The organism is Actinomadura sp. NTSP31 (genome assembly GCF_041951385.1).
Classification (GTDB): domain Bacteria; phylum Actinomycetota; class Actinomycetes; order Streptosporangiales; family Streptosporangiaceae; genus Spirillospora; species Spirillospora napierensis.
Genome location: NZ_JBGNUT010000035.1, coordinates 79,296 through 92,048 on the forward strand (window position 1 = coordinate 79,296; position 12,753 = coordinate 92,048).

The window sequence follows — 12,753 nt, forward strand, 5'->3', positions numbered from 1 at the left end:
CTCACCCGCCCGTCACCGCCGTCGCCAGCCACCAGAACAGGAACAGCACGCCGGTCGCCGCCGACCAGGCGACCGCGAGCCAGGACAGCTCGCCGCAGCGGTGCGCCGCCGCCAGCAGCCGCCGCAGCTCGGTGTCGCGGACCCGCGCGTCGAGGATGGCGGCCGCGCCGAACGGCGTCCACGGCACGCCCGGGTCGACCGGCGCGCCGGTGCGGCCGCGCACCTCGCCGAGCACCGACACCAGCGTCCGCCGGGACCGCACGGCGTACCCGGCGGAGACGGCGAACGAGCCGGCCAGCACCGGCAGCAGCGCCAGCGCGACGACGCCGGGGAGCCCGGCCGCCAGCCGGCTCACGGTCCCGACCAGCACCAGCGCGAGGAACACGGCGGCGACCGCGGAGTCGCGGCCGCAGAGCCGGACCAGCGCGCAGGCGTGGCCGAGCAGCTCCTCCGGCCGTTCCCGGTCCGGTCCGGGACGGAATGCGGTGATCAACGCGGCACCGTCCTCACGGGTCGTTACCGATCTTCCAATGACCATGGTGGGACGGCAAGGCGGAAACGTCCGCCGCCGGATGCACGGTACGGCTGAGTCCCGTGACTCATTCCGCCCGGTCGCCCGCGGCGGCGGGCGATGGTGGAGGATGGTCCCCGCGCACCACTGACGGGGGCGCACCACTGACGGGGACGCACCACCGACGGCGCGTACTGCCGATGGGAGGACTCGCCCATGACCTACACGGGGAACGTCGAGGCCGGCGGCCGGCCCGACGTCCGGGAACTACCGGGCCTGACGGTCACCAAGGTGGCGGTCGGGCCGTACGACAACAACGCCTACATCCTGCGCTGCACCGCGACCGGCGAGCAGCTGCTCGTCGACGCGGCCAACGAGGGGCCGCGGCTGCTGGAGCTGATCGGCGACGGGCCGCTCGCGCGGATCGTCACCACGCACCGCCACCAGGACCACTGGATGGCGCTGACCGAGGTCGCCCGGGCCACCGGCGCGCCGGTCGTCGCGCACCCGCACGACGCCGAGCCGCTGCCCGAGCCGGTCGCCGAGCCCGTCGAGCACGGCGACACCGTCCGCGTCGGGCGCGCGACGCTTGAAGTCATCCACCTGCGCGGCCACACGCCCGGCTCGATCGCGCTGCTGTACGACGCGGGCGGCGAGCTGGCCGACCGCCCGCACCTGTTCACCGGCGACAGCCTGTTCCCGGGCGGCGTCGGCAACACCTGGGGCGACCCGACGCTGTTCAAGCAGCTGTTCGCGGACGTGGAGGAGCGGGTCTTCGGCCGGCTCCCGGACGCCACCTGGTTCTACCCGGGCCACGGCAAGGACTCCACGCTCGGCCGGGAGCGCCCCTCGCTGCCGGAATGGCGCTCGCGGGGCTGGTGACCGGGCCCGCCCGACGCCCGCCCGACGCCCGCCGATCGTCCGCTGTGCCGCCCGGTGCTCCGGCCCGCCGGAACCAGCGGTGCGGAGTGTTCGTTTTGACGACCACATCCGCACCGACTCGGGGCCGAGACCAGGAGCGCATCATCGACGACACCGACCCGGGGCCCGCCCTGCGCTACCCGCCGGGGTCGCTGGTCCTGCTCGCCGGACTGCCGGGGGCGGGCAAGAGCACCCTGCTGAACCGGCTGTACGGGCTGAGCGGCGAGGAGACCGCGCCAGTGCCCGTCGGCGACGTCCGGATCATCGACTCGCGGCAGTCCCGCAACTGGTGGGCGCGCTTCCTGCGCCCGCTGCCGGTGCGGCTGCGCACCCCGCTCGTCCACGTCACCCACGTGTGGCGGATCGGGCGCGCGATCCTGGCGGGGCACGGGGTCGTGGCCCACACGCGCGGGACGTGGCCGCACATCCTGCACTGCTTCGCCTGGCTGGCGCGCCGCCGGGGCGGGCGGCTGCACCTGATCCTCATCGACGTGGACCCGGCCACCGCCCGCGCCGGGCAGTTCGCGCGCGGCCGGGCCGTCACCGGCGTCACGTTCGCCCGGCACTGCCGCCGCTGGGCGCCGCTCATCGAACGCGCCCGCGGCGGCGCCCTCCCGCCGGCCGACGGGGTCACGGTGCTGGACCGGGAGGCCGCCGACAAGCTCACGACGATCCGCTTCGATTAGCGCGGCCGTCCGAAGGGCGCTGCCGTCCAGAGAGCGCGCCCGGTCAGCGCAGGCCCGCGAACCATCGGACGACCATGGCCGTGCCCGCCAGGTTCGACCCCAGGTGCCGGGAACCGCCGTAGGTCTGGTCGCCGACGTCGATGACCGGAGCGTCGACGCCGCGCGCGCGGAACGCGGCGGCGCAATGGTCGGTGTTCGCGGTCACCGCCTGGTCGTCATTGGTGATCTTGTAGAGCCGGAGCGGGACGCGCGGCGTCCAGGCCGTGCAGACCTCCCCGTCCACGCGCAGGGCCTCGGCGAACGTGCCGGACGGGTGGCGCAGCACCGCGAAACCGCGCGGGGTGAGGAGTTCGTTCAGAGTGCCGGGCAGGCCCTTCAGCATGACCTCGCCGGGTGTGGTGCCGTCGAAGTACTTCTCGACATGGCTCGCGTACGGTTCCCGGAACAGCTCGGACGGCTCCTCGTAGATGCCCCCGTGGATGCGGTTCCAGGAGGTGAGCAGGTACGAGACGTAGGCGACCGACATCTTCGGGTCGATCCCACCGTCCAGCAGGGCGGGCAGTTCCGCGCCGCGGAAGTCGTACCCGCCGCTGATCGGGGCGACCGCACGGAGGCGGAAATGCGGGTCGGCGCCTTCCTGCAGGGCTCGGGCGAGCCCCAGCGCGGACGAGGCCCCCTGCGAGAACCCGGTGACGAGCACCTGACCGTCCAACGCCCGGTGCTCGCGCAGAGCGAACTGCCGGGCTGCGCGGAGCATGTCCAGCGACGCGGACGTCTCGGTCGGCACGTCCTTCCACGGGTGCACGCCCGGCCCCTCGCCGAGGCCGAGGTAGTCGGGCGCCACGGCGGCGAATCCGGCGGAACCGTAGGTGACGGCCGGGCCGGGGCCCCACACGTCCTGCGCCATCGAGGGCGCATCGGCCTTGTAGCTGGTGGTGCCGTGCGTGTACGACACCGTGCGGAGCTGACGGGCGCCGTTGCGCGGGAGCACGAACAGGCCGCTGGCGACCGTCGCCCGGCCGCGCGCGTCGACCGTCCGGTAGACGAGACGGTACGAGTCGACGCCGTAGCGGACGGAGGAGGCGTCGAAGCCCTCGGTCGCCAGCCAGGCGCGCACCTCGCCGGCGGACTTCGCGCCCAGGTGGCGCACGGAGACCAGCTGCCCGCGGGCGGCGTGCTCGTGCGCCGCCGCCGGGCGGTCCCTCATCCCCTCGCCGGCCAGGGCGGGGGCGGCGCCGGCGGCGATGATCGCGGCACCGGCGGCTCCGGCCGCGGCGATCTTCAGGCGGCGTGTCATGGGCGTCCTCTTTCGGTCGGTGGCGGACGCCCCCAGCCTCCGGCCGGCGCACCCGGGCGGGCATCGCGCCGGATGGTGATCTGGAATCCGGTACCTCAGGGGGCGGCGACCTCCCCCGCGAGAGGGCGCCCCGGATCTTCCGGCCGGCAGAAGCCATGGGGGGAGGCCGTGGCCGCGGTCTATAGGGTCGGATCAAGGACGGAACACGACGAGAGGCGGCAGCATGGCGCAGCAGGTACGCGGGGTCGTCGCACCCGGCCGGGGCGAGCCGGTGCGGATCGAGACGATCATCGTTCCCGATCCGGGTCCGGGTGAGGCGGTTGTGCAGGTGCAGGCGTGCGGGGTGTGTCATACCGATCTGCATTACCGCGAGGGTGGGATCAATGATGAGTTCCCGTTCCTGCTCGGGCATGAGGCCGCGGGTGTGGTGGAGTCGGTCGGTGAGGGTGTCACCGAGGTGGCGCCGGGCGATTTCGTGGTGTTGAACTGGCGTGCGGTGTGCGGGCAGTGCCGGGCGTGTCTGCGCGGCCGTCCGTGGTACTGCTTCAACACCCACAACGCCGCCCAGAAGATGACCCTGGCCGACGGCACCGAACTGTCGCCGGCGTTGGGCATCGGGGCGTTCGCCGACAAGACCCTGGTGGCGGCCGGGCAGTGCACCAAGGTCGACCCGGCCGCCAAGCCGGAAGTCGCGGGGCTGCTGGGCTGCGGCGTGATGGCGGGTCTGGGCGCGGCGATCAACACCGGGAATGTGGGGCGCGGTGACTCGGTGGCGGTGATCGGCTGCGGCGGGGTCGGCGCGGCGGCGGTGCTGGGCGCGCGGCTGGCGGGCGCGGCGAAGATCATCGCGATCGACCTGGACGAGCGCAAGCTGGCCACCGCGTCCTCGCTCGGCGCGACTCACACCATCCACGCCAAGGGCGCTGATGTGGTGGCGGCGGTGCAGGAGCTGACCGGCGGGTTCGGCGCGGACGTGGTGATCGACGCGGTCGGCCGCCCGGAGACCTACCAGCAGGCCTTCTACGCCCGCGACCTGGCCGGCACCGTCGTGCTGGTCGGCGTCCCGACCCCGGAGATGACGCTGGAGCTGCCGCTGCTGGACGTCTTCGGGCGCGGCGGGTCGCTCAAGTCGTCCTGGTACGGCGACTGCCTGCCCTCCCGCGACTTCCCCATGCTCATCGACCTGTACCTGCAAGACCGCCTCGACCTGGACGCCTTCGTATCCGAGACCATCGAACTGGACGCCGTCGAAGCCGCCTTCGACAAGATGCACCACGGCGACGTCCTGCGCTCGGTGGTGGTCTTCTGATGGCGGCCCGGATCGACCACATCGTCACCTCCGGGACGTTCTCCCTGGACGGCGGGACGTGGGAGGTCGACAACAACGTCTGGATCGTCGGCGACGACACCGAGGCGATCGTCATCGACGCCGCGCACGACGCCGACGCGATCGCGGCGGCCGTCGGCGACCGGCGGCTGGTGGCGATCGTGTCCACGCACGGCCACGACGACCACATCGACGCTGCCCCCGCCCTCGCCGCCCGCACCGGCGCGCCCGTCCTGCTGCACCCGGACGACCTGATGCTGTGGAAGCAGAAGCACCCGGGCAAAGACCCGGACGGCGAGCTGTCGGACGGCCAGGTCATCACTGTCGCGGGCACCGGCCTGACCGTCCTGCACACGCCGGGCCACAGTCCCGGCGCCGTCTGCCTGCACGCGCCGGACCTCGGCACCGTCTTCTCCGGCGACACGCTGTTCAACGGCGGCCCGGGCGCGACCGGCCGGTCGTTCTCCGACTTCCCGACGATCATCGCCTCGATCCGCGAGCGGCTGCTGACGCTCCCGCCGGACACGGTCGTCCGCACCGGCCACGGCGACTCCACCTCCGTCGGGGCCGAGGCCCCGCACCTCGACGAATGGATCGCCCGAGGCCACTGATCCCGCCCACGGCCAAGCCGGCGCCCCCACAACGGGAGCGCCGGCCGGTGCGTTAGGGACGGCGTTCTGGAAGACGGTGGCCGCGGCGGGCGTCCTGCTCCCGGCCGGATTCTCGCTGCCGGGCCGCCCGGCGGCCGGCGCCGAGGTAGTGTCCCCGTGGCGGACGAACCGGAGCGCACCGGCGCGGACCGGACCTGAGGAGGGCGCCGATGCGGCCGAGGGCATCGCTCGCCGTCGCACTGGCGCTGTGCGGCGCCGTGGCCGGCTGCGGCCGGGCCGCCGGGAGCCCGGCGGGCGCGCTGGACGTCCCGCCGCCGACGGCGGCCGCGTCCTCCCTCGCCGCCTCGCCGCAGGCCGACAAGGTCCGGCCGCTCGGCAGACCCGGCGCCTGGCGGATCACCACGTACTACACGGCGGTCGAAAGCCTGCACGGCGGCAAGCGGAAGGCGGTCAAGGGCTGCCCCCGGCTGCACTGCTCGCACGGGAGGACACCACTCGGCTCCTATCCGGAGGAGTTCCTCGCGATCATTCAGGAGGAGGGCGGCGGGCGCATCACCTCCGGACCGCAACGCGGCCGCTACCTGAACTGGTCGCACAGCGTCGGGTACTGGCTGGACGACACGACCCGCGATTCGGCGGGCCGCCCGCTGCGGCCCTGGACGTCCGCCGCGGCCGACCGGTCGGTGCTGGCGCGCGGGCAGCGGTTCGCGATCGTCGACTGCGGCCGGGACGGCAACGGCCACCGCATCGAGGCGAAGGTGTGCGCGGCGTTCCGGAAGGCGCGCTGGACCGTCACCGACCTGTTCCGTCCCGGCTACGGCGGCCAGAACCACGCCGACGTCTACATCGGCGAGGAGACCGGGACCGGGTTCGCCGACTCGCCGTTCTACACGACGCTGAGCGGCGCCACGCTGGGGCCGTCCTAGCCCGGCTCGCCATCGAGGTGGCGCGGCGCGGCGAGCCGAGTCGCCCGGGTGCGGCCCCGCAGCGTGATCTCCTCGCCGAGCTCCCATTGCGCCGCCTCGTCGGGATCCGCCATGGCGACCAGGGAGCCGGACGCGAGGACGCGCTCCTCGGTGGTCTTGGCGAGGTCGGTCAGCCGGGCCGCCTCGTTCACCGGGTCGCCGATCACGGTGTACTCGAACCGCTCCTCGGCGCCGATGTGCCCGGCGACGGCCTCGCCCGCGGACACCCCGACACCCGCGCTCAGCTCCGGCACCTCGTCGCGGAGCCGCCGGGCCAGCTCGCGGGCGGCGGCCAGGGCGCGGCCGGGCGCGCCGTCCAGCGCGAGCGGGGCGCCGAAGACGGCGAGCGCGGCGTCCCCCTCGAACTTGTTGATCCAGCCGCCGTGCGCGCCGACCACCTTCACCACCACGGCGAAGAACTCGTTCAGCAGCCGGACGACATCGGCGGGCGGCCGGTCGGCGGCGAGCCGGGTGGAGCCGACGATGTCCACGAAGATCACCGCGACCTCGCGGGTCTCGCCGCCGAGGTCGATGCCGCGCTCCAGCGCGACGCGCGCGACGTCCTCGCCGACCTGCCGGCCGAACAGGTCCTGCAGCCGGGCGTGCTCGCGCAGCCCGGCCGCCATGTGGTTGAACCCGGCCTGCAGCAGCCCGACCTCGCTGGCGTCGTAGACGGGGACCTCGACGTCCAGGTCGCCGCGCTCGACCCGGGCCAGCCCGAGCCGCACCGACTCGACCGGGTCGGCGATCGCGCGGGCCGCGCCGTAGGTGACGGCGAGGCCGATGACCAGCGCGGTGCCGCCGAGCGCGAGGACCGCCAGCGCGAAGTCCCGCACGGTGATCTTCGCGATCACGAACGAGCCGACCGCCAGGGTGATCAGGCCGAGGATCGGCACCGCCGTGCCGAACCCCCAGGCCAGCACCGAGCGGGCCACCACGCCGGGCAGCCCGGTGCGGCGCGGCACCTGGCTGCGCAGCGCGGTCGTCACCGCCCGCCGCAGCAGCCGCTCGGTCAGCAGGTAGACGATGGTGCAGGTGGTCAGGCCGCCGAGCAGGCTGGTGAGGCCGAGCTTGACGGCCAGCAGCACGGAGAACGGGGCGTTGATCACCACCCAGCCGACGGTGCCGATCCCCCACAGCGTCAGGTGCAGCGCCATCAGCCGCAGCGGCCCGTACAGCAGCAGCGACCGCTCGTGCCGGTCCGGCTCGTCGTGCCGCTCGGCCAGCCGCCGGACGCGCCGGAAGAACCGCTCGCCGAGGACGAGCCCGACGGGCACCGCCGCGACGACGTAGGCGGTGAACACCGCGAGGTTGATCGTCCGCAGCCGGTCGGAGACGTTCCCGACCGGGTCGGGCACCACGACCGCGAAGGCCAGCACGACCAGCGCGCCGCCGAGGTTGGCGAGGCCGGTGGCGATCGTGACGAGGATCCTGGCGCGGCGCGCGATGACGGCGCGCGAGTCGCCCGGCCGTCCGTCGATCAGCCGCCACAGGGGGCCGAGCAGGGCACGCCTGGCCCGCGGGGCCGGGCTCGCCACATCGGTCTCCATGAGCGTGCAGGGTATCCGCTGCGGGCGACCTCGCTCTCCGCCCCCGTCCGCGTCACTTCGCGGGGGCCCTGCTCACTCCGGTACGGAAAATCGACCGGGTGGTCACGGCCTGATTGGCTCCAGAAGCCGGTGGGGGGTGCGGAGCAGGCGGCTGACGGGGTCGTCGCGGTGGCGGGCGCCGGGGCCGGCGTGCATCTCCACGTCCTCCAGCGGGATCCGGCGGTCGCAGGCGGCGCAGGTGCCGTCGATGCCGAAGCGGCCGCCGCAGCCCGCGTGCACGAACAGCCGGCACGGTTCGGCCGACAGGTGCTCCTCGCCCCAGCGGGCCAGCGTGTGCACGACGGGCCACAGCTCCTTGCCCATGTCCGTCAGCACGTAGTCGTGGCCGTCCTTGGCGAGGACGCCGGACTCGACGAGCGACTGGAGGCGCGCGGACAGCACCGCGCGCGGGACGTCCAGATGGGCGAGGAAGTCGCTGAACCGGCGGACGCCGTAGAAGGCGTCCCGGACGATCAGCAGCGTCCACCGCTCGCCGACGACCTCCAGCGCGCGGGCCAGCGAGCAGTCCTGGGCCGCGTAGTCCTTGCCGAGTGCCATGGCCCCACAGTAGCGCCCCGCCGGTTCACTGAACGAACCGTACGTGCTACCGTCTCCCCATTCGAGTTCATTGACTGAACTTCTGAGGAGAAGGCCGCATGACGACTCTGGCGACACCGCGTGCGGGGCGGCTCCCGGCGGGCTCCGCCGCCGCGCTGGCGCTGCCGGCCGCCGCGACGCTGCTGGCACTGATGAACTACACCGCGCCGATGGCGACGCTCACCGAGACGGCGCGCGGCCTGGAGGCGGGCGCGACGGCGCGGATCTGGCTGATGTCGTCGATCAGCCTGGGGCTGGCCGCGGCGCTGCTGGTGACCGGGAGCCTGGCCGACGACCACGGCCGCCGCAGGATGTTCGCCATCGGCGCGGCCGTCCTCACCGCGTCCAGCGCGGCCTGCGCGGTCGCGCCGACGACCGGGGTCTTCGTCGCGGGCCGGATCGTGCAGGGCGCGGCGAGCGCCGCGCTGCTGGCGACGGGACTCGGGATCATCGCGGCGGCGTTCCCGCCGGGCCCGCGCCGCGCCCACGCGACCGGCGTGTGGGGCGCGATGCTCGGCCTCGGCATCGCCCTCGGGCCGATCGCGGCGGCCGAGCTGACGTCGGTGGCCGGCTGGCGGGCGTGGTACTGGGTCGCGGCCGTCGCGTCGGCCGTGCTCGGCGCGGTCGCCGTGCGGGTGCTCGGCGAGTCCCGGGCGGACCGTCCGCGCGGCCTGGACGTGCCCGGGCTGGTCACCCTGGGCCTGGGCGTGGCGGCGCTGGTCGCGGCGATCACGTGGGGGCGCGCCGGCTGGACGCGTCCGGGCGTGCTGATGCTGTTCGGCGCGGCGGCCGTGCTGCTGGCCGCGTTCGCCGCGGTCGAGGCGCGGCGCCGCGAGCCGATGCTCGACCTCGCGCTGTTCCGGCGCCCCGCGTTCCTGCTGTCGATCTCCGGGGCGCTGGTCACCGGCCTCGCCGTGATCGGGATCATGAGCTACCTGGCGACGGTGATGACGCTGGTGCTCGGGCTGTCGCCGGTGGCGTCCGCGCTGGTGCTGGCGATCTGGTCGGGGCTGTCGTTCGTGTCGGCGTTGCAGGCGCGGCGGCTCCCGGCCCGCCTGCCCGCAGGGCGGCTGCTCGGCGCCGGGCTGGCGCTCAGCGCCGTAGGCGAGTTCGCGATGCTCGGGCTGGCGCCGGACGCGCACTGGTGGCGGCTCGTCCCCGGCCTCGCCGTGTCGGGGATCGGCAGCGGGCTGGCGAACGCGATGCTCGCGCGGCTGGCCGTGGAGAGCGTGCCCGCCGACCGGGCGAGCATGGGCTCGGGCGCCAACAACACGGCCCGCTACATCGGCGCGTCCATCGGGGTCGCGGTCGTCGGCGCGATCGCCACGGGCTCCGGCGAGGGCCCGGCCGCCCTCGCCCACGGCACGGACATCGCGATGCTCGTCTCCGCCGGCGTCGCGCTCGCCGGCGCCGTTCTGGCCCTCGCCATCCGTGAGCGTTAGGCGAGTTCCTCGATGAAGGCGGCGAGCTGGGTCAGGTTGCGGCACTCGAACATCGGGACGAGGTCGCCGTAGCGGGACGCGGCGGAGTCGCCGGTGTCCCACAGGCGGCGCGGCTCGGGGTTCAGCCAGTAGGCGTGCCGGGCCCGGTCGGCCATGGACCGCAGGATCGGCAGCGACAGCTCGCCGTAGTTGGAGCGGGCGTCGCCGAGGATCAGCAGCGACGTCTTGGGCGTGATGGCGTCGCCGTACCTGTCGTCGAAGACCTTGATCGCGTGGCCGTAGTTGGAGCGGCCGGTGATCCAGACGAGGTCGGCCTCGGCGGCCATCCGCGTCATCGCGTCGGTGACGTCCGCGCCGGGCGCGAAGTACTTGGTGATCTCGTCGGTGGCGTCGATGAACGCGAACGCGCGGACCTTGCTGAACTGCTCGCGCAGCGCGAACGTCAGCAGCAGCGTGAAGTGCGCGAACGCCGACACCGAGTCGCTGGCGTCGCACAGCACGACCAGCTCGGGCTTGTGCGGGCGGCGCGGCCGGTAGTGGGTGGTCAGCGGCACTCCCCCGCTGGCCAGCGACGCCCGGACCGTCCGGCGGAAGTCGAGCCGGCCGCGCTTGCCGTGCCGCTGCTTCTGGACGAGCCTGGACGCGAGCTTGCGCGCCAGCGGGTACACCTCGCGGCGCAGCGCCGCCAGGTCGGCGCGGTTCGCGCTGGCGAAGTCGAGTCGCTCCAGCGGCGGCCGGACGGCGAGGCGCGCGGTCCGCTGGACGCCGGTGTCCTCGGCGATGCGGCGGCGCACCTCGCTCGCGACGAGGTCCTCGAACCGGGCGATCCGGTCGCGGAACGTGCGGCGCGCGACGCGCTCGGCCATCCCGCCGCGCTCCTGCCCGGTGAGCACGGCGTTGAGCAGCCCGGCCATCAGCGTCTCTGGCGACAGCGCGCGCAGGACGCCGGACGAGAACCACGACTCCTGGCCGGGGGTGCGCCCGTACTCGGCGACGGCCGTCCGGGCGAACTGCCGCAGCGCCGCGTCGTCACCGGAAAGGAACAGCTCCATCAGCTCCTCGCGCCGCCGCTGCACCTCGGGATCGAGGGCGGGCGGGACGGGGTTGCCGTCGGCGCCGAGCGTCCGCGCGGGACGGTCCCGCCCGGCCGGGGCCCCGGCGCCGTCGCCGATCGCGGCGGGAAACCACAGGTCGAAGAGCGTGTCGAAGGTCGGGCGGTGCTGCGGCCGCTTCACCACCGTGGCCGCGTACGCGGCGCGCAGCGAGTCGCGGTCCAGCAGGTCGACGACCTGCATCGCGCGGACCGCGTCCAGGCCCTCGGCGACCGACACCGGCAGCCCGGCCTCCCGCAGCGCGGCGACGAACCCGGTGTGCCGGTCGACGAGCGAGGCCACCCGATCAGCCCCTCAGGCCCAGTTCCTTGACGGCGCGCTCCTGGTCGGAGGCGTGCTTGAGGACGACGCCGAGCGTGCGCGCGACGGCCGCCTCGTCCAGCGCGTCCAGGCCGAGCGCGAGCAGGGTGCGGGCCCAGTCGACGGTCTCGGCGATCGACGGCGCCTTCTTGATCTCCAGCGCGCGCAGCGTCCCGACCGTCCGGACGAGCTGCTCGGCCAGCTCCGCCTCCACGCCCGGCACCTGGGCGAGGACGATGTCACGTTCCCGTTCCGGCGCCGGGTAGTCCAGGTGCAGGTAGAGGCAGCGGCGCTTGAGCGCCTCCGACAGCTCCCGCGCCGCGTTCGAGGTGATCAGCACGAACGGGCGGCGGACGGCGCTGACGGTGCCGAGCTCGGGGATCGTGACCTGGAAGTCCGAGAGGATCTCCAGCAGCATGCCCTCGACCTCGACGTCGGCCTTGTCCGCCTCGTCGATCAGCAGGACGGTCGGGGTGCTCCGCCGGATCGCCGCCAGCAGCGGCCGCTCCAACAGGAACTCCTCGGAGAAGATGTCGTCGTGGGTCTCCTGCCATGCCCGGTCCGACGGGGCGGCCTGGATGGCGAGGAGCTGCTTCTTGTAGTTGAACTCGTAGAGCGCGCGGGCCTCGTCCAGGCCCTCGTAGCACTGCAGCCGGATCAGTTCGGCGTCCGTGGCGGCGGCGACGGCCTTGGCCAGCTCCGTCTTGCCGACCCCGGCCGGTCCCTCGACGAGCAGCGGCTTGCCGAGCGCCTGGGCGAGGAACACCGTCGTGGCGATCGCCTCGTCGGCGAGGTAGCGGGCCTCGCCCAGCCTGCGCTCGACGTCGGCGGGCGAGGCGAACGCGCCGTCCCCCGCGCTCTCCGGACTCCCGGCGTTCTCGATGGTCTCGGTCATCCCTTGCCCTCGTGTCCGGCGGTCTTGCCCTTCTGCGCGGCCGCCTTGGTGTACTTCTGGCTCGTCCCGGCGAAGACGAGCTCGGTGCTCTTCCCGGTCAGGGACACGCCCCAGTAGGACGCGGCCTTCGGATCGCCGCCCTGCCAGGAGAACCGGTACGCACCGCCGCCCTCGGGGATCGCCGTCCCGCTCCACAGCCTCTTCCCGTTCTTCACCCACACACCGGTGCCGTCCGCCTTGAACTGGAAGTAGTCCGCGGCGGGGCCGACCCAGCGGCCGACGAGCGGCTTGACGTCCGCGGTCTTGATCGCGGGGATCGGCTCCAGCGGCGGGGACGCGCTCGGGGCGGCGCTCGCCCCCGCGTCGCCCGTCTCCGTCCCGCCCCCGCACCCGGCGAGGACGAGCGCGGTGGCGGCGGCACCGGCCGCCAGGACGGTCGAGCGGGCCCGCACGGTCACAGGAACCTCCGACGATTCGCGGACGAAACCGGCAGTTTACCG

General features: G+C 74.1%; 13 protein-coding genes. 6 read left to right on the plus strand and 7 right to left on the minus strand.

Going from position 1 to position 12,753, the window contains the following annotated elements; all coding sequences use genetic code 11:
* Position 1: 1 nt before the first annotated feature.
* Entirely contained in the window at positions 2–493 is a 492-nt protein-coding gene (locus ACA514_RS40525; protein WP_375046621.1) for a hypothetical protein, read from the minus strand.
* A gap of 234 nt (positions 494–727) precedes the next feature.
* Here ACA514_RS40525 and ACA514_RS40530 point away from each other — a divergent pair, with 234 nt between their 5' ends.
* Together ACA514_RS40530 and ACA514_RS40535 are read left to right on the plus strand one after the other, a co-directional pair.
* The gene (locus ACA514_RS40530; RefSeq protein ID WP_375046622.1) at positions 728–1,393 is read left to right on the plus strand and encodes an MBL fold metallo-hydrolase; all 666 of its coding nucleotides are present in this window, start codon (positions 728–730) and stop codon (positions 1,391–1,393) included.
* Between the two features lie 86 nt (positions 1,394–1,479).
* On the plus strand, positions 1,480–2,118 hold the full coding sequence (locus ACA514_RS40535) for an ATP-binding protein (RefSeq protein WP_375046623.1): 639 nt from the start codon (positions 1,480–1,482) through the stop codon (positions 2,116–2,118).
* A gap of 43 nt (positions 2,119–2,161) precedes the next feature.
* Here ACA514_RS40535 and ACA514_RS40540 read toward each other — a convergent pair whose 3' ends face one another.
* On the minus strand, positions 2,162–3,415 hold the full coding sequence (locus ACA514_RS40540; protein ID WP_375046624.1) for an alpha/beta hydrolase family protein: 1,254 nt from the start codon (positions 3,413–3,415) through the stop codon (positions 2,162–2,164).
* Between the two features lie 223 nt (positions 3,416–3,638).
* Between ACA514_RS40540 and ACA514_RS40545 the strand changes: the two genes are divergently transcribed.
* From ACA514_RS40545 to ACA514_RS40555, 3 genes are all read left to right on the plus strand, one after another.
* The gene (locus ACA514_RS40545) at positions 3,639–4,724 is read left to right on the plus strand and encodes an S-(hydroxymethyl)mycothiol dehydrogenase (RefSeq protein WP_375046625.1); all 1,086 of its coding nucleotides are present in this window, start codon (positions 3,639–3,641) and stop codon (positions 4,722–4,724) included.
* Entirely contained in the window at positions 4,721–5,353 is a 633-nt protein-coding gene (locus ACA514_RS40550) for an MBL fold metallo-hydrolase (RefSeq protein ID WP_375046653.1), read from the plus strand. The genes ACA514_RS40545 and ACA514_RS40550 overlap by 4 nt, the downstream gene beginning before the upstream one ends.
* Before the next feature lie 209 nt (positions 5,354–5,562).
* Positions 5,563–6,279, plus strand: a complete 717-nt coding sequence (locus ACA514_RS40555) for a hypothetical protein (protein WP_375046626.1) — start codon at positions 5,563–5,565, stop codon at positions 6,277–6,279.
* On the opposite strand, the gene ACA514_RS40560 is transcribed toward ACA514_RS40555, so the two are convergent.
* Both ACA514_RS40560 and ACA514_RS40565 read right to left on the minus strand, forming a co-directional pair.
* Positions 6,276–7,868 (minus strand): adenylate/guanylate cyclase domain-containing protein, encoded by a 1,593-nt coding sequence (locus ACA514_RS40560; protein ID WP_375046627.1) that lies wholly within the window; start codon positions 7,866–7,868, stop codon positions 6,276–6,278. The two genes, ACA514_RS40555 and ACA514_RS40560, sit on opposite strands and share 4 nt — an antisense overlap.
* Positions 7,869–7,970: 102 nt before the next feature.
* On the minus strand, positions 7,971–8,465 hold the full coding sequence (locus ACA514_RS40565; RefSeq protein ID WP_375046628.1) for a winged helix-turn-helix transcriptional regulator: 495 nt from the start codon (positions 8,463–8,465) through the stop codon (positions 7,971–7,973).
* Positions 8,466–8,563: 98 nt separating this feature from the next.
* Between ACA514_RS40565 and ACA514_RS40570 the strand changes: the two genes are divergently transcribed.
* Positions 8,564–9,946 (plus strand): MFS transporter, encoded by a 1,383-nt coding sequence (locus tag ACA514_RS40570; protein ID WP_375046629.1) that lies wholly within the window; start codon positions 8,564–8,566, stop codon positions 9,944–9,946.
* Here the strand turns inward: ACA514_RS40570 and ACA514_RS40575 are convergent.
* From ACA514_RS40575 to ACA514_RS40585, 3 genes are read right to left on the minus strand one after another with little or no spacing between them, the layout of a single operon-like run.
* Positions 9,943–11,340, minus strand: coding sequence for a VWA domain-containing protein (locus ACA514_RS40575; RefSeq protein WP_375046630.1), 1,398 nt, complete (start codon positions 11,338–11,340; stop codon positions 9,943–9,945). The genes ACA514_RS40570 and ACA514_RS40575 overlap by 4 nt on opposite strands.
* A 4-nt stretch (positions 11,341–11,344) precedes the next feature.
* Positions 11,345–12,253 carry an AAA family ATPase gene (locus ACA514_RS40580; protein ID WP_375046631.1) on the minus strand — a complete coding sequence of 303 codons (909 nt, stop codon included), beginning with the start codon at positions 12,251–12,253 and terminating at the stop codon, positions 11,345–11,347.
* On the minus strand, positions 12,250–12,711 hold the full coding sequence (locus tag ACA514_RS40585; protein ID WP_375046632.1) for a hypothetical protein: 462 nt from the start codon (positions 12,709–12,711) through the stop codon (positions 12,250–12,252). Before ACA514_RS40585 ends, ACA514_RS40580 begins: the two co-directional genes overlap by 4 nt.
* Positions 12,712–12,753 lie beyond the last annotated feature (42 nt).